Origin of the sequence: Burkholderia sp. WSM2232, from assembly GCF_000472545.1 — a bacterium.
Classification (GTDB): Bacteria; Pseudomonadota; Gammaproteobacteria; order Burkholderiales; family Burkholderiaceae; genus Paraburkholderia.
This window is the reverse complement of record NZ_AWZV01000042.1, coordinates 1-20,410: the sequence shown is the minus strand read 5'-3', so window position 1 is coordinate 20,410 and position 20,410 is coordinate 1. Positions and strand designations below refer to the sequence as shown.

Here is a 20,410-nt window from a genome sequence, read left to right as displayed (position 1 = left end):
CACATGCGCCTAGCCGCCATACGCCTCGCGCGATTGCCGCGCTCGCTACGCTGGCAATTCACGCTCGCGACTGTCGTGCTCACACTGCTGATCGCGACGAGCGGCCTCACCGCCGTCTACACGCTGCGAGTGGCGACGAACGAGACGCGCCTGCTCGCCACCAGCGAACTCACCCGCATGCAGGCCGCGGACACGCTCGTGCAGCACACGTTGCTGATCGAACGTGAAGCGTCGCGGCTGGCGAGCGCCGGCTCGCTCGACGCGATGCGTGCGAGCTATGCCGACATCCTCAGGCAGCTGGAAACCTTCGACCGCCTGTCGGACCGACTGGCCGCCGCCAATGACGACCTCAGCGTGCTCGATCTTCATCAGGCGAGCCAGTTGTTCCGCAACACGGTGAATATCGTCGCGCAGTTGCGCGAGAGCGAACTGCGCGCGGCCATCCAGCCCGCGCTGCGCGCGGCGACAGGGCAGGGCGATGCAGGCGGGGGCACTGCTTCGCCGCCGTCTGCATCGCGCGATACCTTCAGCGACCGTCTGAGCCAGCAGGCGAGCGCAATGGTAGCGTCGGCCCAGCTTCAGTCAGATCGATGCACGCAGGAGTTCCAGCAGGCCGTGCAGCAGCTCGCCGGGGCGTCCGCCCGAAACGAGCGCTGGATTACGGGCCTCGTTGCAGTGAGCCTGCTGTTCGCATGGCTCGTCGCGCATGCGTTTCTCGGCAAGCACGTGCTCGCGCGGCTCGAAGTGGTCAGCAGCAATCTGCGCAGCGGCGAAGCGGCGCAAGGTCCCCACGCCGCGCGTGTCGTGAAGGGCCGCGACGAGATCGGCGACATGGCGCGCGCCGTCGAGCAGTTCCAGCAGGACAGACGCGAACTGGCCCGCGCATATGCCGCGCTGCGCGAAGAAAAAGTCCGCCAGGAGGCGCTCATCAACGAGCTCGCGCAGGCGCACAGCCAGTTGTTGCAGTCGGAGAAGCTCGCCTCGATCGGGCAGCTCGCGGCGGGCGTCGCGCATGAAATCAACAATCCGGTGGGCTTCGTGAACGCCAACCTCGGCACGCTGCAACGCTATGTAGCGGACCTCCTGACCGCGCTTGCCGCTTACGAGCGCACCGAGGCGGAACTGATTGCCGAGTCACGCGCCACGCTGGCCGCATTGAAGCGCGAGATCGACATCGACTATCTGCGCACCGATATTCCCGCACTGCTGTCCGAATCGGTGGAAGGCTTGCAGCGGGTCAAGCGCATCGTGCAGGGCCTGAAGGACTTCTCGCATGTCGACAAGGCGGAAAAGCAGTGGGCCAATCTCGAGAGCAATCTGGATACGACCATCAACGTCGTCTGGAACGAGTTGAAGTACAAGGTGGAGCTCGAGCGCGAGTTCGGCGCGATTCCAGAGCTCGAATGCATTCCGTCGCAGCTGAACCAGGTGTTCATGAATCTGCTGATGAACGCGGCGCAATCCATTGAAGGGCACGGCCGTATTACCGTGCGCACCGGTCACGACGAGAGCACCGTGTGGGTCGAGATCGAGGACACCGGGCAAGGCATCAAGCCGGAACATCGCGACCGCATCTTCGACCCGTTCTTTACTACGAGGCCGGTCGGCACCGGAGCGGGGCTCGGCTTGTCGATCTCCTACGGCATTGTCCGCAAGCAGGGCGGGCGCATCGAGGTGCGCTCGGAGGTCGGACAGGGCTCGACCTTCCGCGTGATACTGCCGAAAAGTCCCGCAGAGGCGCTCGCGGCAAGCGGCGCCTAGCCCTCAGATCGAGGCGATCAACGCCTCTGCGGGCGCAAGACGGTTCATGCCGTTGACGAGCCGCTGACCGTCGCGGCCTGCGAGCGTCGATAGTAGCACGGTGCCCGCGGGCGACTGCACCTGCGCGTCCGCTGCACCCATGTTCAGCGCTATCCACAAGCGTTGGTTGCGGTAATTCCGCTCGTAAGTGAGCACGTCGCCATAGGCGGCGACATGCTCAATCGAGCCTTGCACGAGCGCTGCATTGTTGCGCCGCAACTTCAGCAGCCGGCGATACAGCGACAGCATGCTCGACGCGTCGCCGTCCTGGGTTTGCACGCTGGTCCCAGTCGCGACCGGTAACCATGACCTGCCGGTTGTAAAACCGGCATTGGGCAGCGACGCGTCCCATTGCATCGGCGTGCGCTCCGGGTCGCGCCCCTGGCCGATGCCGGGCTGACGCAGTTCCGCCGGGTCCTGCACCTGATCCGGCGGGATCACGCCGTCCGTCATACCGAGTTCGTCGCCGTAATAGAGCGTCGGCGTGCCGCGCAACGTCAGGAGCAGCACGGCGGCTACGCGTGCCTGCGCCCCGCCCACGCGCGAGGCGACGCGCGGATTGTCGTGATTGCCGAGCACCCAGTTGGGCCACGCGTGTTCGGGCAGCGCGCTGTCGTAATCGCCGATCATGCGGGCGATGTCGCCCGCATGCCACGTCGCGTTGAGCAACTGGAAATTGAACGGCATGTCGGCGCCGTCGCCGTTCGCTCCGTAATAACGGACCAGTTGCGGCACCGGCAGGTAGATTTCGCCGATCAGCACGCGCTCGCCGTAGGCGTCGAGCGTGGCGCGCATCGAGCGCACGATCTCGTGCACCTCGGGCTGGTCTTCGGTGTAGCGCTGCAATTGCCGGTGATGGTCCGGCTGGCCGGGCTCGTACGCCGGGTTCGGCGGGTTGTCGCGGAACTGCGCGTCTTTGATGAGCAGCCACAGCACGTCGACGCGAAAGCCGTCCACGCCGCGATCCAGCCAGAAGCGCAATACGTCGTCCATCGCGCGGCGCACCTGTGGATTGCGCCAGTTCAGGTCCGGCTGTTCGCGCAGGAACGCGTGGTAATAGTACTGGCCGGTACGCGCGTCCCATTCCCACGCCGAGCCGCCCATGCGGCTCAGCCAGTTGTTGGGCGGGCCGCCGTCGGGCGCCGGATCGCGCCACAGGTACCAGTCGCGCTTGGGATTGTCACGCGAGGCGCGGCTTTCCTCGAACCACGGGTGCCGGTCCGACGAATGGTTGGGCACGAAATCGAGCAGCACCTTGAGCCCCAGGTCGTGGGCCCGGTCCACTAATTGCTTGAAGTCGGCAAGCGTACCGAACATCGGGTCGATGTTGCAGTAGTCCGCGACGTCGTAGCCGAAGTCGGCCATGGGCGACGGATAGATGGGGGAAACCCACACTGCATCCACGCCCAGCTCGGCGACATACGAAAGACGCGAGGCGATGCCCGCGAGATCGCCGATGCCGTCGCCGTTGCTGTCCTGAAACGAGCGCGGATAGATCTGGTAGATCACGCCGCGTTGCCACCATGCCAGTTCCGACATTGCAAGTCCTCTCAACGATCGATTGTCAAGGCGCGAGGCGCGGATCGCATGCTCAATGACCTCTGGTACAAGAACGCCATTGTCTACTGCCTCTCGGTAGGCACGTTCATGGACGCCGATGGCGACGGCGTGGGCGACTTCAAGGGCCTGTTGCGCCGCCTCGACTACCTGCAAGGGCTCGGCGTGACGACGATCTGGCTGATGCCGTTCCAGCCTTCGCCGGGCCGCGACAACGGCTACGACATTTGCGACTATTACAACGTCGACCCGAAATACGGCACGCTCGGCGACTTCTCCGAATTCACGCATGCGTGCCGCGAACGCGGGCTGCGTGTGATGATCGATCTGGTCGTCAATCACACGTCCGATCAGCACCCCTGGTTCAGGCAAGCACGCAGCGATCCCGGCTCGCAGTATCGCGACTGGTATGTGTGGTCCGAGCGGCAGCCGCCCAATGCGAAAGACGGTGTGGTTTTTCCCGGCGTGCAGAAATCCACATGGACGTTCGACAAACAGGCAAAGCGCTGGTATTTCCACCGCTTCTACGACTTCCAGCCCGACCTGAACACCAGCAATCCTTACGTGCAGGCCGAATTGCTGAAGATCATGGGCTTCTGGATCCAGCTTGGCGTGTCGGGTTTCCGCATGGACGCCGTGCCCTTCGTGATCGCAACGAAAGGCCCCAAGGTGCGCAAGCCGGTCGAGCAATACGACATGTTGCGCGCCTTTCGCGAGTTTCTGCAGTGGCGTCAGGGCGACGCGATCATCCTCGCCGAGGCCAACGTGCTGCCCAATACGGACCTCGAATATTTCGGCGACGCAGGCGAGCGCTTGCAGATGATGTTCAATTTCCAGCTTAACCAGAACACCTTCTACACGCTTGCAACAGGCGATACGGCGCCCTTGAAGAAAGCACTGACGGCGACGAGGCCGCGTCCGCCGACCGCGCAATGGGGCGTGTTCCTGCGCAACCACGATGAGCTCGATCTGGGCCGCCTGACGCCCGAGCAGCGCGAGGCCGTGTTTGCCGCGTTCGCGCCCGAGCCCGACATGCAGCTCTACGAGCGCGGCATCCGCCGCCGCCTGGCGCCGATGCTCGCGGGCGACAGGCGCAGGCTCGAGCTTGCGTACAGCCTGATGCTGACCTTACCCGGCACGCCGGTATTCCGTTACGGCGACGAAATCGGCATGGGCGACGACCTCAGCCTGCCCGAGCGCGAATGCGCGCGCACGCCGATGCAATGGTCGACGGAGCCGCACGGCGGCTTCACCAAGCACCCCAAGCCGCCGTGCCGCGTGATAACGGGGGGCGCTTACGGGTTCGAGAGAATCAACGTGGCAACCCAGCGGCGCGATCCGAATTCCATGCTCAACTGGATGGAGCGCATGATCCGCATGCGCCGCGAAGTGCCGGAGATCAGTTGGGGCGACTTCGAGGTGCTGCGTGCGTCGCGCGGCGACGTGCTCGCGCTTCGCTACGACTGGCGCAACAACTCGGTGCTGTGCCTGCATAACTTCGGCGCCGCGGCCTGCACGGTGCGGTTCCGCTCGGGCTGCACGGAGCCTGGCCAGAAGCGGCTCATCAACCTTCTCTCGGACGATCACAGCGAGGAGAACGAGGACGGCCGCCATGCGGTCGTGCTCGAGCCTTATGGATACCGCTGGTATCGCGTGGGCGGGCTCGATTATCTGTTAAGACGCAGCGAAATCTAGACACGCTCATGAATTTGCCAACCTGCGAGACTATGCGATGAACAAGCTTTACGCCGGATTGCGCAAGGCGCGCGTGAGCGCTGTAGGCGTGCTGTTCGCGCTCAGCCTGACGGCCTGCGCGTCGACCGCCGAAGATATCGGCGACACGGGGCTCGGACCGCACCCTGAACTGCCGGCGCCGCAAACCTCGCTGCTGCCGACCATCAACATCGCGCCCGTGCAGAAGCGCGCGAGCCAGAACATGCCGATTGCTCCGGAAGGCTTCACGGTGAGCGCGTTCGCGAGCGGGCTCGAGCATCCGCGCTGGCTCTACGCGCTGCCGAACGGCGATCTGCTGGTGGCCGAAAGCAATGCGCCCGAGCAGCACGACGAGCATCAGGGCATTGTCGGCTGGTTTCGCAAGCAGGTGATGAAGCTGGTGATGAAGCGCGCAGGCGCTGGCGTGCCGAGCCCCGACAGAATCGTACTGCTGCGCGGCGCGGGCAGCAGCGCACAAAGCCGCAGCGTGTTGATCGAGGGCCTTCACTCGCCGTTCGGCATGGCGCTCGTCGGCAACTCGCTGTACGTGGCCGACACCGACGCGTTGCTGCGCTTTCCGTACCGCCCCGGCGACACGCAGATCACGGCGCCCGGCGAGAAGGTCGCCGATCTGCCTGCGGGACCGATCAATCATCACTGGACCAAGAACGTGGTGGCGAGCCGCGACGGGCAGCGCCTGTATGTGACGGTCGGCTCGAACAGCAACGTCGGCGAAAACGGTGTCGACGAGGAGGAGGGCCGCGCGCTGATTCTCGAATACACGCTGGCGACCGGGCGCTCGCGCGTGTTCGCCTCGGGACTGCGCAATCCGAACGGCATGGACTGGCAACCCGAGAGCGGCGCATTGTGGGCCGCCGTCAACGAGCGCGACGAACTGGGCGACAACCTCGTGCCCGACTACATGACCGCAGTGAAAGACGGCGGTTTCTACGGCTTTCCCTATAGCTACTACGGGCAGCACGTCGATACGCGCGTGAAGGCGCAGCGGCCCGACAAGGTGGCGAGCGCGCTCACGCCGGACTATGCGCTTGGCAATCACACCGCGTCGCTCGGACTCGCGTTCTATACCGGCCGGAGCTTTCCGCAGCATTACTGGGGCGGCGCGTTCGTCGGCCAGCACGGCTCGTGGAACCGCAAGGAACCGAGCGGCTACAAGGTCATTTTCGTGCCGTTCGCCCAGGGGCGGCCGGTCGGCATGCCGGAGACTTTCCTGAGCGGTTTTCTGAGCCCCGACGGGCACGCATGGGGGCGGCCCGTGGGCGTGGTGGTCGACAGGGCGGGCGCGCTCTATGTGGCCGACGACGTGGGCAACGTCGTATGGAAAGTCGTCTACAGCGGCCGGTGACGACGGGCCCTGTTGGCGCTGGCGAGCGCGGCGCGACGCGCCGCCGCGAGCCCGCGGAATTGCCCGGTAAAATACCTGCCACTCACGACGGCGCGGAAGGCCCGGTTGCCGCCTGCTTACTTTGAATCTCGAGGCATTCATGTTCATGGAAACAGACACCGTCACCGACGAACGGGTGGCTCAAATAGCGGACCGCATGGCCGGCGAAGGCAAGAAGGTGTCCGCGCTGGCGATCTGGGGGGAAGTCCGCAGCGGTTCGATCGTCGCCGTCTCCGCGGCGCTCGAGCGTTGGCGGCAGGCGCGGCAACCCGCTGCCGCGCAGGCGCCGGCGTCGGTCATGACCAGCTTGCCGGACGATGTAGCGCAAACCATGCTGAGCGTCGCCGGCACGCTGTGGGCGAGCGCGCGCGAGGAAGCAGAGCGCGTCGTCAATCAGCGGCTCGCACTGGCGGGCGGCCACGCGGATGCGCTTGCCGCCGAGCGCGACGAGGCGCTCACTGAATATCAGAACGCGCTCGCCGAAGCCGAGTTGGCGCGCGAGCGCGTCGCGACGCTCACGAACGCGCTGAGCATCGCGGAAGAGGCGCTGAATCGCCTCGCTGCCGAGCAGCCGGCGCTGCGCGACCGCGCGAAGGCTGCCGAGGACCGGGTTGCGGAACTCGAGGACCGCACGGCGGCAGCGGAGTCGCGCGTCGCGCAAACCGAGGAGCGGGAAGCCGCGAGCGAAGCGCGTATCGCCGAGGCCGAGGAGCGGGCGGCGACTGCACAGGCGCGGGTGGCGGAGTTCGAGCAACGTGCTGTGGCTGCGGAAGCACGGGCTCTGGAATTGGAGGAACGCGCAGCGACTGCCGAAGCACGCGGCGCGGAGTTCGAACAACGGGCGTTGACCGCTGAAGCACGCGGCGCGGAATTCGAACAACGTGCGTCGACCGCTGAAGCACACGTTACCGCGTTTGAGGAGCGCGCCACGGCCGCCGAAGCCCGCGCCGGGGAATTGGAGCAACGCGCCACGGCGGCCGAAGCCCGCATTGCCGAAGCCGACGAGCGCGCGTCCGCTGCCGACGCCCGGTGCCAAGCCGCTGAAGCCGCGTCGGCCGAAGACCGTCAGGCGCGCGAAGCGTTGAGCACCGCGGTCATTGCCAAGGACGAAGAGATCGCGCGCCTCGTCGAGGAACGCGACGCCGCGCGACAACAGGCCGCGGCGCTCGGCGAGGCGGGTCAGGCGCACGCGCGGGAAGTGCAACGCTGGGCGGAGGAATCGAGCGCAGCGTCGTCGCGTGCCCAGGACGCCGCAGTGCAAGCCAGCGAGAATCTCGCGCAGCTCGCCGCGTTGCAAACCGAACTGGACCAGGCCCGCGCGGAACTGTCGGCCGAACGCGACGCGCATGCGGCTCGCGGCGACGAAGCCTCGGCCCAGCGCGCTGAACTGGAACGCGTGCAGCAGGAACTGGCCAGCGTGCGCGAACAGCTTACGCAGATGAGCGAAGCGAACGCGGCCGCCACCGCCGAGACCACCCGCCTCGCGCACGACGCATCGACGGCTGCCAGTCGTGCGCAGACGGCTGAACAACGCGTGGCGGAGCTCGAGCGTCAGCTTGCCGAAACAGAAAGCATGCATGCACAGCGGCTACAGGAGCTTCAGCAACAGGGCGCGTCGGTCGGTGCGCCGTCTCCCGAGCAGGAGTCGAAGGAAGCCGCGATGGCCGAGGAACTCGCGTCGCTGCGCCGTCAGATGGCCAGTCAGGCGAAGGCGCACGAAAAGGCCTACGGCGAATTACGCACGCTGGCCGAGCAATGGATCGCGCACGCGAAGGAACTGAAGCAGCGGCTTGGCGCGACCAATCAGAAGGTGACGTTCCTCGACGCGCGCAGCGCGGCCGAGGTCGCGCTTTTGCGCAGGCTCTCGTCGGAACTGGAACGGCTCAAACCCGACCACGATCTGATCTCGCGCGACGCGCAGCAAAAGCTCATTAGCGCGACGCTCGCGGAACGTCTGGAGCAGAAAGGGTATCGGTACGATCCGGCGACTGCCGTGATGTCGAAGATCGACGCCTGACGGCTGCGCAAGTCTGCGGGTTTGCCGCTTTGCGGGGCAGGCGCAAGCCGCGTCGGCTCACAACGGTTTCGGCGGCGAGCCCGCATCGTCCACGCTATGGCTGCCGGCGCCGGGTGCAGAGCCTGGGTCGCGCAGTTGCGTCTCTTTGGAATCCTTCGGCACGACCTTGTCGGCGTCTTTTTCGTCGATGGCGTCGAGCTGGTTGCCGCCCGGCGTGCGCGGCGTGCCCGGCGCGGGCGAAGGGATCGGCTGCGGCTGGGCCGGCCCGGGCCCCGACAAGCCTTCGCGCGAGGGCGTGGACGGCGAGGGCGGCGCGGCAGGCTCCGGGGGCGGGTTGGAGCTTGCGTTGGAAGTTGCGTTGGAAGCCGGATTGGAAGAAGGGTCTTGCTGCTCGGTCATGAGTCGTCTCCTGGCTGAGGTCGGTAGCGAACGGCATCTGCGCGTGATGTTTCGGGTACGCTCGGCACACACGGCACACACGGCACACACGGCACACCCCACATACCCAGCACGCGCCGTTCCAACGTTGCGACCACCGCGTTCGCGCATGGCCACATAGGAGCCAAACCCGCAGAACGAACCGGCAAATCGCGCCTCTAGCGCAGCACGCGCGCGACGAGCGGCAGATGATCGGACGCAATACGCGCCGGCCGGCTTTTATCCACCTGAATGTCGACGAGCCGGGCGGCCGGATGGACCCACACGCGGTCGAGCGCGAAGGTCGGAAACCGCGATGGAAAGGTGCGCGGCGCAGCCACCCGGCCAAAACGCGTGAGCAATGCCCGCATCGGCCATCCCCAGACAAACCATTCGTTCAGATCGCCAAGCAGGATCACCGGAAGCTCGGGCGTATCGAACGCTTCGAGCAGCAATCTCACCTGCGCGCGGCGTTCGCGCGCCGACAGCCCCAAGTGCGTCGCGACGATCCGCATCAGGCCGTTGCCGGTGTCGATATCCACGTCGAGCGCACCGCGCGCCTCGCGGCTGCCGAACGAAAGGTCCAGCGTGCGGATCGCGCGCACCGGCAGATTGGTGAGCACCGCATTGCCGAAGCGCCGGTCTGGGCCGTCGAGCGTCGGGCCCGGCACCGCATGCATGCCGGTCAGGTCCTGCAATTCGCGCAGTATGTCGATGCTCGCCGCGCCGCCGAGCGGCACTTCCTGCAACGCCACCACATCCGCGTTCAATGCGGAGATGACTTCGGCGATGCGCGCTCCCGAGCGCCTGCCGTCCGTGCCCACCGCGCCATGAATGTTGTACGTGACGATGCGCAGCGGCTCGCCCGCATGGCTCGCGCGGGCGGGCCGCGTCTGTACGCGCGGCGCAGGTTGCGCTTCTTCGAGGGCGACGGTTTCGTTCGCGCGCCCGCTCATTGCCGCCTCATCAGCATGCGCCGCAACACTAGCGACATCGACACGAGCGCCACGCCGATCACGGCGACCAGCAGCAGCGAAAGCGGCGTCGGATGGCGCACCGCGCTCACCAGCTGGCGCGCGAAAGAGGTCGCGAGCACGACGCCCGGCGTCATGCCGATGGCCGTACCCGCCATGAAGTCCCTGAAGCGGATATGCGAGGCGCCCGCCGCGAGATTGACAATCGAAAACGGCGCGACCGGCACGAGCCGCAACAGGATGACGGCAACCAGCCCCTTGCTGCGCAGTCGCTCGCTCAACTGATTCAGGCGCGCGCCGGCCAGCTCCCGCACGGCGTCGCGGCCGAGCCAGGCGCCCGCGGCCCAGCCCGCCGCCGCGGCGATCAGCGTGCCCGCGAGCGCGTAGGCGGCGCCCGCTACCGCGCCGAACACAAGACCGGTCACGGCGATCAGCAAGGTCACCGGCACCGAGAGCAGCGCGGCGAGCGCGTACATCGCCACCACGGCGAGCGGGCCGAAATGCGTTGCGGCGAGCCGCTGCGTTTCGGCGGTCAGCTTCGCGAAGCTCAGTTCGTGGCCGAACGGCGTGAAGCGCCATGCAATGGTCAGTGCGACGACGCCGAGCGCGAGCGCGCCAAGCACCAGCAGTTTGGCGATCACCGGACGGTGCGTGGGCTCGGGCAGAAACTGCGCGAGCAGTTCGTTGGCCGCAATCGGCGCCTCGGGATCGAGCACGTGAACGCTGTCGGCAATGTCGCGCAGCTCGGGCGGCACCTCTGGCGTCAACGGTTGCAGCGTGCGCACCGGGTTGCCCTTCAGGCTCGCTATCGCTGCGTTCAGCCGGCCATGTCGTGCGAGCGCCTGTTCAACATCGGCCTCGCTCGAATCCAGGTGTTCCGCGAGCAGGCGATTGCGAATGCGCGCAATCGCGGCCTGGCGCTCAGGATTGTCGCGCCCGTCGATCACGATGCAGCATTCCGAATCGAGCACCATCGAGCGATTGTTCAGATTGGCGCTGCCGATCACGAGCAACCGCTCGTCAACGATCATGATCTTGCTGTGCACGTTGATGAACTGCCCGTTCGGTGCGTCCACGGCAGGGGCGTACATCGCATAGCGGCCGTTGCTGTTGGCCGCCTCGAGCAGCTTGTGCAGACGGGCACGCAACACGCCCATCGTCGCCTCCTGAAGCCAGCCGCTCTGACGGTAAGGACACACCACGGCAAGATCGGGGCCGTCCGGCTCCGCAATACGTTTTTGCAGCGCCGAGCCGACCGAATTCGCGGTGAAGTACTGGTTCTCGATATAGATGTTGCGGCGCGCGGCGGCCACGGCGGCCAGATGCAGCGCCTTCACCTGCTGGATGGCCGGCCTGCCGTCGTAGGCGGGCTCGGTGAGCGAAATGCCGAGGTCGACGTCGACGAAATCCGGTTCGATGTCCGCCGGCCACAAATCCGTGCGCGGCGGCGGCTTGCCGTTGAACGGCCGGCCCGCCTTGCCGCTGCGGCGCGAGCGGCGCCAGCGCTCGCGCGCCAGATGCGCGATGGCGGCGGCGGCCGGGCCGTCGAACATCAACTGGGCATCGTGCATCGGCTCGTAGCTCGTCTTGCCGAGGTTTTTGCGCAGCGGATCGTCGGGCCGGTGTTCCGGCGTGTCCCAGCGCGAGCCGGTGAGGTCGATGCCGCCCGTGAACGCAAGGCTGTCGTCGATTACGACGATTTTCTGATGATGCGATGCGCCAAGCGGATGCCGTCCGTCGAGCCGGAACCACAGCCGCCGGTGTGCGTGCCACGCCGGCTTGTAGGAAGGCAGCCATTCGCGCTCGAACGCGTACAGCATCGCGAAATCCCAGCCGAGCAGGTAAATGCGCAAGTGCGGATTTTCGTCGAGCACCGCGCAGAGGAACTCGGAGAGCTTGGCTGGAAAACCATCATCGACGCCGCCTGGCACCAGTTCGATACGGCTGTCGATGTCCCAGCCGAGAATGAAAATGGAATGCCGCGCACGCGGGATCATCTTGCGTAGCACCGCGTAATACGAGGCGGCGTCGATCAGCACGCTCGCGCGATGCGCCTGCAGGATCCATTCGCAGGTCGAACTCGTGTCCATCACCTCGCCGTCGTGAACGACGGGCGGCGCGTCCGCGGTGTCGCGCGACGGCGGATCGAGCAGTGCAGGTTGCATGGGGTCGGGTTCGCTCATAACCAGTCGGCAGAAGTCAATGGCAACCGGCATGCAAATGCCGTTCCATAGTCCCCCGGGCCCCCGCGTTGTACCGCGTGCGACAGCGCTAGCCGCATCAGGATGCGCAGCGCGGCGTGTATTTGCTCTACGCCGGTTGAAATTTTCGCCGGCGTAACGCCGCTATCGTCAGACGATGCGGGTTACGCCGGCGCGACGCGCTATGCCTTCAAGGCGTGCCCGCCTGGTAGCACGACTGCGTGCCGCTCGTCTGGTAGATGAGCCGGAAGCCGCTCGTGGCCGTTGCGTTCGCGTGCTTCGAGGCGAGCGTCAGCCACCCTTTGCGAGTCGGCGGCAAAGGCTTGATCACGTAGTCGGCCAGATGCGGATTGTTCGCGACCTGATCCGCACCGACGATGCGGCGCACGTGCGACAGGCGCTCCGCATACCAGCCGAGAAACGGCCGATAAGCAGGACCGGCGTAGTGGCTGTCGATGATCATCCACGGATCGTGCCCCGGCTGACCCAGGTTCGCTGCTGTGTCGGTCGGGCCGAGCAGCGCGAGAAAGTCGCCGCCCAGGCGCGAATCCGGCTGGCCGATGCGGCTCAGGTCGTATTTCGCGCGGTCCGCGCCAGCCTGCAGGTCGCTAAAGCGCTTGCCGGTCCACGTAATCACGTGCGCGAGCTTGTAGTCGGCGGCGAAACTGCCGCTGCCCACCGTGTCTTTCTGCGTGATGTAGAGCAGGTCGCCCGGCAGCAGGTATTGCTCCATGCTCGACAGATTGCCGCGATTGATGTCGAGCAGCACGCCCGTCAGCGGGTCCGTGCCCGAAGCCGGCGTGCTGCACGCCTGCACGCCGATTGCGCCGGACAACTGATTGGTTGCGAGCCCCGCGAAGTTGTACACCCACGACGTGAAGTTCGAGCAGTCCGCGCCGTTCCACATGAGCGCCGTGCCGATCACAGCCGGCGTTTGCGCAGTGGAGGTCTGCACGCTTTGCGAACCGTCGGCGCCGCGCTGCGCGGTGCAGGTCATTTTCGGCGAATGCGGATCGGACGAGCTGCCGCTCGTGCTGCCCGCCGACGAATCGCGATAGTCCGTGCTCGCGGTGTTTTCGGGCGGGGTCCAGCCCGGTATGTGGTGGTGGCAGTAGTTGAGATTCTGGTCGACCCAGTAGTTCTCGATCGCCATCACGAGCTCGCGCCGGAACGTGTCGAGATTCGTGCAGGCCGACGGCGCCGAGATCGTGCCATAGATCGCCGCATGAGGGCCCCACGTGCTGGCGGTCGGATAGGTCGACCAGTTGCTGCTCGTCATGCCCGGTACGAGCGACGCCTGCACGCTGTTCTTGCGGCCCTCGAAAAGCCAGCGGTTCTGCTCGAGCAAGGCGACGCGGTCGCCGCACGCGTTGGCCGACGCGCTGGCCGTCTGCGGGCCGGATGCCGCGGTGGTGCCGAGCATCGAGAGCGTCGTGACGCCCGAGCGGTTAAGCGGATTCGCCGCGAAGTTCGCGGCGCCGCTGCTGATATGACAGGTGTCGTCGGCGGGCGCGGCGAGCGAGCCGTCCGCGGCAACGTCGCCCGCTCCGGCGTGACAGGCGGCGAGCGTGTCGCCTTTCGCCGCCTGCGCGACGATATGTTGCACGCTGGCCGCGACGCTTGTGTCGTTGTCGGCCCGGCTTTGCGACTCCGCGCCAAGCGCGAGGGCCATGCGGTTGCCGTCTGTGAGCGCGCCCGCAGTGGCGCCAGGCGCGACGAACGCGGGCGCGGTCTGCTGCGGATCGATGCCGCCGAGAAACGCCGACAGGCGCGCCGATGCTGCCGCCACGTTCGACGCGGTTAGGCCGCCGGCGGCCATCGCGTCGGCAACGACGGCGGTGGAGTAGGGCGTGATGACCATGCTCGACGGTTCGCTGACATATACCGCCGTCAACTCAGCCTGACCGGCAGAGGCGCTCGCGCCGGTCGCTTCCTCGGTATAGCTGCCGCCGCTCGCGCGCACCAGCAGCGGCCAATGCAGCGCGCGCGGCAACACGAAGTGACCATTGGCGTCGGTGACGATGGTGGCAACGGGCGTCGCCGCAGCGTGTCCGTTCGAGTCGATCGCATAAGCCGCGACGTTCGCGCCCGCAACCGGCCCGAGATAGACGCTGCCGCTGATGGAAGGCTGCTGGTTGGCCGCACCGCCGCAGCCGGCGAGGGCAATCGGCAACACGGCGAGAAAGGCGGTAAAAGCGCCCGGTGCGCGCAGAAAGTGCATAGTTGTCTCTGTAGGTTCGCGTGAATCTGTCCTGGAACATCGACAAGATTAACGGCAGCTTACATAACAACTTGATGCGGAAAAACGAGCGCGGCACACGTTATGCGAAATCACGGTGACGAAGCATTTTTCACCGTCAAGGAGATGAATATGGCTCAGCATCCCGCTCGCTCGCAAAACCACCGGCACCCCGACGAACCGCGTCCCGACGAAATTACGCGTGCGCTCGAAGGCGCTCAGTTTCCGACCACGCGCGACAAGCTCGTCGAACTCGCGCAACGCAACGGCGCGGATGGCGAAGTGCTCGCCGTGCTTAAACGCATGGCTGACCGTAGCTTCGACAGCGTGTCGGCTGTCATGCGCGAGGCGTCGAACGTGGAGTAGCGCGCGTATCGCCCCTATATCGCGCATATCGCACGTATGGCGCATTTCGCGCATCTCTCACGCATGGCACGCATGGCACGCATGGCACGCATGGCGCAGGATGGGGCCGCAGGCCGCGCAGTTTGATGAACCTGGCGCACGGGGCGGCGCGCGTGCCGTCCCGTCCCTTCATCACCGCGAAAAGTCGCTCGCATTCAGCAGCAGCGCGAGCGCGCCGACTACGATGAAACTGCAGGCCCACACCGTGTCCAGATTGAACCAGCTGCGCGACACGAATCTGAGCCCCAGATAACGGTAGACGAGCCACGCAATGACGCCGCCCGCCAGCATCATCGTGGCGGCATGCACGCCTGACACGGCGAGCGCCATGCCAAGCCGCGACTGCATCAGAGCCTGCGCGGCCTGATGCGCGCGGTCAAGCTCGTCGGCCCGGCAAAGGCCGAGGTAGATCGGCACCAGCATCAGTCCGGCGCCGTGGGCAAGCGCAATCGTGAACGACCACAGCGCGAGCCGCGACGGCGCAATGCGCGCAAGAACCCGCGGATGACGCCGCCACAGCAGCAGAAGAACGCCGAAGCCGATGACGAGCGCACTCGCACCCGCCTGGATCTCGCGCTGCCACGCGAGCAGCATGCCCAGCACGGCGAACGGCAGCATCATCAACACGATGGCGAGCAGATGTCCGGCGGCGAGCCAGCAAAGCGCGCCCAGCAGCGCGGACGCTTTCCTCTGCAACAGCGCGTTCGATACGGCGAGCGGCCAGCCCATCGCCGGATTGACGCCGTGATAACAACCGCTTGCCACGACCGCGAGCCACAGTCCCGCCTGCGACCAGCTTGCGCTCAAACGCCCACCGACGGGTAGCAGAACGAATCGGTCGAGCAGTCGCCGCCTTCCAGGCGAATCTGGTGCGCACGATAGCCGTCGGGAAACTTCACCCAGAAATCGTCGGCAAGCGTGAGGCCGCCGGCCGGGTCCGCATGCGCCATGACCTGTGCCGCGGGCACGCCGTTCGGATAGAACTGGTTGTCCCACGTCGAGTAGAGGGAATTGGTCCAGTAGACCCGCTTGCCGTCGCGGCTGATTTCCACCATCTGCGGGCCGCCCGCGAACGACTCGCCGTTCGGATGCGGCGTGCGCCGCACGATCCCGCCAACGTGCACAGAGCCCACGAGCTTCGGCTTGCGCGGCTCCGTCACGTCGTATTGGCGCATTTCGCCGGTGCCCCAGCAGGCGACATAGAGGAATTTGTCGTCGATCGAAAGATCGATGTCCGTGACGAGCGGCGGCACCGCGCCGAAGCCTTGCAGCAACGGCGGCAGCGACGCGGGGTCGGCGGGCTCGGGCGCGATGGTCGCTGTCTTCTCGATATGGAACTGTCCGCCTTCGCGCCACCAGGTCCAGATCGAGCCTTCCAGGCTGGTCGTGTCGACCACCACGCCGATAAAGCCGTACTCGCGGCTCGGATCGTGTGCGGGCCGCACCTCGAGCGCCATCTGATGATTCGCGCCGAGATCTATCGTCTGCACGTTGCGCCGCGCGCGCAGGTCCCAGAAGTGCACCGCGTGTCCGTACTTGTTCGCCAGCAGGTCCTCGGCCACGATGCCGTTCTCGAATTGCGGCGGCAGCGCCCATTCGCTCGACACCATGTAGTCACGCGGCAGGTTCCACCAGAAGTCGTAGTGCTTCTGCTGCGGACCGCGGTCGATCTCCCAGCGGCCGAGCACCTCGAACGTTTCGCAGTCCATGATGAAGATGCCCGGTGGCCCGTCGGTGCCGTCCGGCCCTGCGCCGCCGAGCGTGCTGACGTAAATGCCCTCTGGTCCGCAATGCACGGTGTGTGGACGCGAATAGCCCGTCTTGCGGAAAATTTCCTCGGGCTCGATGATCTTGTGAATCTTCGCCTCGGTGGGGTGCGGCTTCGTATCCACGATGTAAATGCGCGACGAGCGCATGCCCGGAATGATCAGATAGCGCCGCTCCAGAAAGGCGTGTCCCGTAAGCGGCGAGAGCGCCGACGAACAGGCATTCCAGCCGAAGTGGTGGAATTCGTCGCCCTTGTTCGGCACCGGCACGGTGTGAACCACCTGGCTGTAGGTCGGCGAGCCGGGCTTCACGTCGATCACGGCGAGCGCGTCCGGCTGCGAGAAATCGGGGCTGAGCAACAGCGTGTACGCGTATTCTTCCGCCGGTGCGTCCATGGCGAGCCGGGGCGACGCGTGGAAGGTGGGATCGGGGCGCATACCCATGACGGTGTCTCCTTTTGTGTGGCCGGGGCGCGGCCCTCGCGGTCCAGGCCGCGCTGAACGCACCGGACGTGCCCCGGCTTTAGATGTAGTTCACGGCTCTTCCGAGAGCAACCCAAGCTTTCGCGGGGCTTTTCATTGACGCGGTTGCCGCGCGTTCGATGCAGCGCGCTTTTAAGCGCCAGCCGCATGATTTGCGGCTTGCCGCCGCATGGACCCGGCTGTGCGCGCGGTCCGCCGGTCAAGCAAGATTTGGCGGTCCGGCCCGCAGCACGTCCACTTGTTTCGGAATCAGGCCCAGGTCGAGAAACGCGTCCGCAATTTGCTGCTGCTCGCCGAGAATGGCGCGCGTGATGCGCTCCGTGCCGAACCGCTGGCGCGCCACCACGGCATCCACCACGGCTTTGGGCAGGCCCCACAGCTGCGCCAGTTCGCTCGACAGCTGATCCTTGTTGCGGCTGCCCCACTGGTCGATCTTTTCGATTTCCTCGATCACGATGCCGATCACGTCGGGATTCTTCGCCGCGTAGCTCTGCGACGAGAAGTAATAGCCGCGATTGCCGACGACGCCGCTCGCGTCCGCGAGCAGGCGCGCGCCGAGCGACTTCTGCGCGGCCGCAAGGAACGGGTCCCAGATGACCCATGCGTCGACCGAGGCGCGCTCGAACGCGGCGCGCGCGTCGGCGGGCGCGAGAAACACCACCTTGACGTCAGCGTATTGCAGGCCGTGCTGCCGGAGCAGCTTGACCAGAAAGTAGTGGACGTTGCTGCCCCGGTTCAGGACGATCTTCTTGCCCTTCAGGTCCGCCACGGTATGGATAGCCGAGCCCGGCGGGACCAGCACGGCTTCGGATTGCGGGCGCGGCACCGTGGCCGCGACGTAGGCGAGCGGCGCACCCGCGGCCTGCGCGAAGATGGGCGGCGCTTCGCCCACATCGCCGAAATCGATCGAGCCCACGTTCAGCGCCTCGAGTTGCACCGGGCCCGCGGCGAACTCGGTCCAGCTCACCGAAACGTTGAGCGGCGCAAGCCGCTTTTCCAGTGTGCCGCGACCCTTGAGCAAATTCAGGTAGCCCTTCTGGTTGCCGATGCGCAGCGAGCGCGGCGCGCCTTTGGACGGCGCCTGCGCGAAGGCGAGCGGTGTCGCGAGCGGCGCGGCGGCGACGGCTGCCGCAGCCGCGGCGGCGCCCAGCGAAAGCTGGATGAACGAGCGGCGGTGGTTCGGTGTCTTGATCTTGGACATGGCAGGCGGAAAAGTGAGAAACGCGTGAGAAACGCGAGAAAAGCGCATACGCGAGGCCATCGTACCTGCCGGCGTAGACCTGACGAACCGATCTTTTGCCGTAAGCAAATCTGCGCAGATGGAATAGGGAATACGGAATGCGAAGTCGGGCGGCGCGCTTCGCCTGGCCGCGCCCCGTTTCGCGAGAAGAGCGTGTCGCGCGCGACGCACGGGGCAAGATGAGAGCCCCATTCGCAACGCGCGTTCTCATGGCAACGCTGACTCCTTCCATCTTCCGCGCGAGTGATCGCGTTGACGCGCGCGCTCGGCGCGGGCGTTGCGCGTCGCGCGTGCATGCGTATGCCGCCGGGATCGCGATTGCCTGCGCCGCGAGCGCGGCCGCGCCCGCGCGGGCAAACTGTTTCGACGATGCCGCCGCCTATCAGCATGTCAATCCGCTGATACTGCGCGCGATTGCGTGGCAGGAGTCGCGCAACCAGCCGGGCGCGACGCATGCGAACGCCAACGGCTCGACCGATTACGGCGTCATGCAGATCAACTCGATCCATCTTGCCGCGCTGTCGCGCTATGGCATTACGCGGGCCGAACTGATGGCACCGTGCAAGAACATCTACATCGCCGCCTGGCAATTGCGCCGGATGATCGTGAAGTACGGCAACACGTGGGCAGCGGTGGGCGCCTACCATTCGGCGACGCCCGCACTGCGCGATCGCTACGCGCGGCAGATCGCGGCGATCCTGCGTTCGTGGAACGTGCTGCCCGAGCGGCGCGCAAGCGCTGGCGGGATCGAACGCGTGTCCGCTTCAAGGGATGCGCAACGCTGAGCGCAGCATGCGGGCAGCGTCGCGATGCGCGAGCGATGCCTCGGGAATCATGCCGCCCATCGAGAAAAAGCCGTGAATCATGCCTGGGTAATAGACGACGCTCGCCTCGTTGCCATAGCGCCTGAGCTTGTCGACGTAGCATGCGTGCTCGTCCTGCAGCGGGTCGTATTCCGCCGAGACGAGCCACGCGGGCGCAAGTGAGCTCCAGTCACGCGGCGCGTCGCGGTCGCCGTCGAGCGGTGCAAAGCGCCAGTCGCGGCGGTCGTCGGCGTCGGCGAGGTAATGCCGCTGGATCCAGCGGATGATGTCGAGCGACAGGAAATAGCCGTCGCCGTAGCGGCGATGCGCGTGCGTCTCCATTCCCGCCGACAGCGCCGGATAGACCAGCAGTTGCAGCGCGAGGCGAATGCCGCTGTCACGTGCGTGGACCGCGCAGACCGCCGCGAGCGTGGCGCCCGAGCTTTCGCCGCCGACGGCAAGCCGCGTGCCGTCGGCGGCGAGCGAAGCCGCGTTGCGATGCAGCCAGTGGAGCGCGTCGAGTGCATCGTCGACGGCGCGGGGGAAGCGATTTTCCGGTGCCAGACGATAGCCGACCGAGACCACCGCGCAACCCGCTTCGTCGGCGAGCGTGCGGCATAGGGCGTCGGCGCTCGCGATGCTGCCGACCACATAGCCGCCCGAATGAAAGAACAGCAGCGCCGGTTGCGGATCGGCCCAGCAGGGCGGCGCGGGGTAGTAGATGCGCGCGTCGAGCCGGGCGTGGTCGCGCGTTTCGATGCTGAGGTCCTCGACGGCTGCGAGCGCGCGCGGCGGTACGTCACCGAGCGGCGTGTAGTAAGCAAAGCGCTGCCGCGCGTCGCGCACGTCGATGGCGTCGAAGGTCTGCGCGCCGGCGCTCGCGCGTCGCAGGAGAAACTGTTGCACGCTGGGAGCGAGCGACATGGCTGCGTCCGATTGGGGTTGACCCGATCGAGCGTAAAAATCCGTCCATGCAGGAAGCTTGCAGGCGCGAAGCGGTTTGCGGGGAGGCGAAGCGGGGCAGCGGGCTCAACGACGCCCCTCGTCGCTGCTCCCCGCGGGTCCGGCCGGCCATCCGCGCGAACGACGGGCGCCGGAGCCGCTGTCGTCACTGACGGTAGACCATCCCGCAGGCGGCGAAGCCGGCCGGGGCGGAGCCGGNGGGCGCGCTGCCGGCGGNTCGCCGTTGGCAGCGGGCTGTTGCGCCCATCCGGCGCCTGTGGTCGATGGAGGCGGCGCAACGGGGTACGCCGATGGCTGCGGCGCGAACGGCGGCCCCCACCCGAATGGCGATGCCGGGTTCGGCTGTCGCCATGAGCCGGGTTGGGTCCCCGCGGGAGGCGAGGCTTGCGCTGCCGGATTGGATTGCCAACTCGCGGATTGCCAACCC

General features: G+C 66.4%; 15 protein-coding genes. 6 read left to right on the top strand and 9 right to left on the bottom strand.

Features of this window, described 5'->3' with window-relative positions:
- Positions 1-3 precede the first annotated feature (3 nt).
- Positions 4-1,761 carry an ATP-binding protein gene (locus F757_RS0127880; protein ID WP_027214254.1) on the top strand — a complete coding sequence of 586 codons (1,758 nt, stop codon included), beginning with the start codon at positions 4-6 and terminating at the stop codon, positions 1,759-1,761.
- A gap of 3 nt (positions 1,762-1,764) precedes the next feature.
- Here F757_RS0127880 and F757_RS0127875 read toward each other — a convergent pair whose 3' ends face one another.
- On the bottom strand, positions 1,765-3,339 hold the full coding sequence (locus tag F757_RS0127875; protein WP_027214253.1) for an alpha-amylase family glycosyl hydrolase: 1,575 nt from the start codon (positions 3,337-3,339) through the stop codon (positions 1,765-1,767).
- Positions 3,340-3,387: 48 nt separating this feature from the next.
- Here F757_RS0127875 and F757_RS0127870 point away from each other — a divergent pair, with 48 nt between their 5' ends.
- From F757_RS0127870 to F757_RS0127860, 3 genes are all read left to right on the top strand, one after another.
- Positions 3,388-5,052 (top strand): alpha-amylase family protein, encoded by a 1,665-nt coding sequence (locus F757_RS0127870; protein WP_027214252.1) that lies wholly within the window; start codon positions 3,388-3,390, stop codon positions 5,050-5,052.
- 37 nt (positions 5,053-5,089) lie between these two features.
- Complete coding sequence (locus tag F757_RS0127865) at positions 5,090-6,436, top strand: PQQ-dependent sugar dehydrogenase (RefSeq protein WP_027214251.1); 1,347 nt, start codon at positions 5,090-5,092, stop codon at positions 6,434-6,436.
- A 139-nt stretch (positions 6,437-6,575) separates the two neighbouring features.
- Positions 6,576-8,492: a DNA-binding protein gene (locus tag F757_RS0127860; protein WP_027214250.1), complete on the top strand. Its 1,917-nt coding sequence runs from the start codon at positions 6,576-6,578 to the stop codon at positions 8,490-8,492.
- 57 nt (positions 8,493-8,549) lie between these two features.
- Here F757_RS0127860 and F757_RS0127855 read toward each other — a convergent pair whose 3' ends face one another.
- From F757_RS0127855 to F757_RS0127840, 4 genes are all read right to left on the bottom strand, one after another.
- Positions 8,550-8,891 carry a hypothetical protein gene (locus F757_RS0127855; RefSeq protein ID WP_027214249.1) on the bottom strand — a complete coding sequence of 114 codons (342 nt, stop codon included), beginning with the start codon at positions 8,889-8,891 and terminating at the stop codon, positions 8,550-8,552.
- Between the two features lie 197 nt (positions 8,892-9,088).
- Positions 9,089-9,865: an endonuclease/exonuclease/phosphatase family protein gene (locus F757_RS0127850; protein ID WP_027214248.1), complete on the bottom strand. Its 777-nt coding sequence runs from the start codon at positions 9,863-9,865 to the stop codon at positions 9,089-9,091.
- Entirely contained in the window at positions 9,862-12,066 is a 2,205-nt protein-coding gene (locus F757_RS0127845) for a VTT domain-containing protein (protein ID WP_027214247.1), read from the bottom strand. Before F757_RS0127845 ends, F757_RS0127850 begins: the two co-directional genes overlap by 4 nt.
- Positions 12,067-12,274: 208 nt before the next feature.
- Positions 12,275-14,305, bottom strand: a complete 2,031-nt coding sequence (locus F757_RS0127840; protein ID WP_027214246.1) for a hypothetical protein — start codon at positions 14,303-14,305, stop codon at positions 12,275-12,277.
- A 150-nt stretch (positions 14,306-14,455) separates the two neighbouring features.
- Between F757_RS0127840 and F757_RS0127835 the strand changes: the two genes are divergently transcribed.
- Positions 14,456-14,689: a DUF2795 domain-containing protein gene (locus F757_RS0127835; RefSeq protein ID WP_027214245.1), complete on the top strand. Its 234-nt coding sequence runs from the start codon at positions 14,456-14,458 to the stop codon at positions 14,687-14,689.
- A gap of 171 nt (positions 14,690-14,860) precedes the next feature.
- Here F757_RS0127835 and F757_RS0127830 read toward each other — a convergent pair whose 3' ends face one another.
- The 3 genes from F757_RS0127830 to F757_RS0127820 form a co-directional block, all read right to left on the bottom strand.
- Positions 14,861-15,535: a membrane protein gene (locus F757_RS0127830; protein ID WP_027214244.1), complete on the bottom strand. Its 675-nt coding sequence runs from the start codon at positions 15,533-15,535 to the stop codon at positions 14,861-14,863.
- Positions 15,532-16,938, bottom strand: coding sequence for a selenium-binding protein SBP56-related protein (locus F757_RS0127825; RefSeq protein WP_027214243.1), 1,407 nt, complete (start codon positions 16,936-16,938; stop codon positions 15,532-15,534). Before F757_RS0127825 ends, F757_RS0127830 begins: the two co-directional genes overlap by 4 nt.
- A 238-nt stretch (positions 16,939-17,176) precedes the next feature.
- Positions 17,177-18,178, bottom strand: a complete 1,002-nt coding sequence (locus F757_RS0127820) for a sulfonate ABC transporter substrate-binding protein (protein WP_027214242.1) — start codon at positions 18,176-18,178, stop codon at positions 17,177-17,179.
- Between the two features lie 248 nt (positions 18,179-18,426).
- Between F757_RS0127820 and F757_RS0127815 the strand changes: the two genes are divergently transcribed.
- Complete coding sequence (locus F757_RS0127815; RefSeq protein WP_442856668.1) at positions 18,427-19,002, top strand: lytic transglycosylase domain-containing protein; 576 nt, start codon at positions 18,427-18,429, stop codon at positions 19,000-19,002.
- On the opposite strand, the gene F757_RS0127810 is transcribed toward F757_RS0127815, so the two are convergent.
- Positions 18,982-19,944 (bottom strand): alpha/beta hydrolase, encoded by a 963-nt coding sequence (locus F757_RS0127810; RefSeq protein WP_027214240.1) that lies wholly within the window; start codon positions 19,942-19,944, stop codon positions 18,982-18,984. The two genes, F757_RS0127815 and F757_RS0127810, sit on opposite strands and share 21 nt — an antisense overlap.
- Between the last annotated feature and the right edge of the window lie 466 nt (positions 19,945-20,410).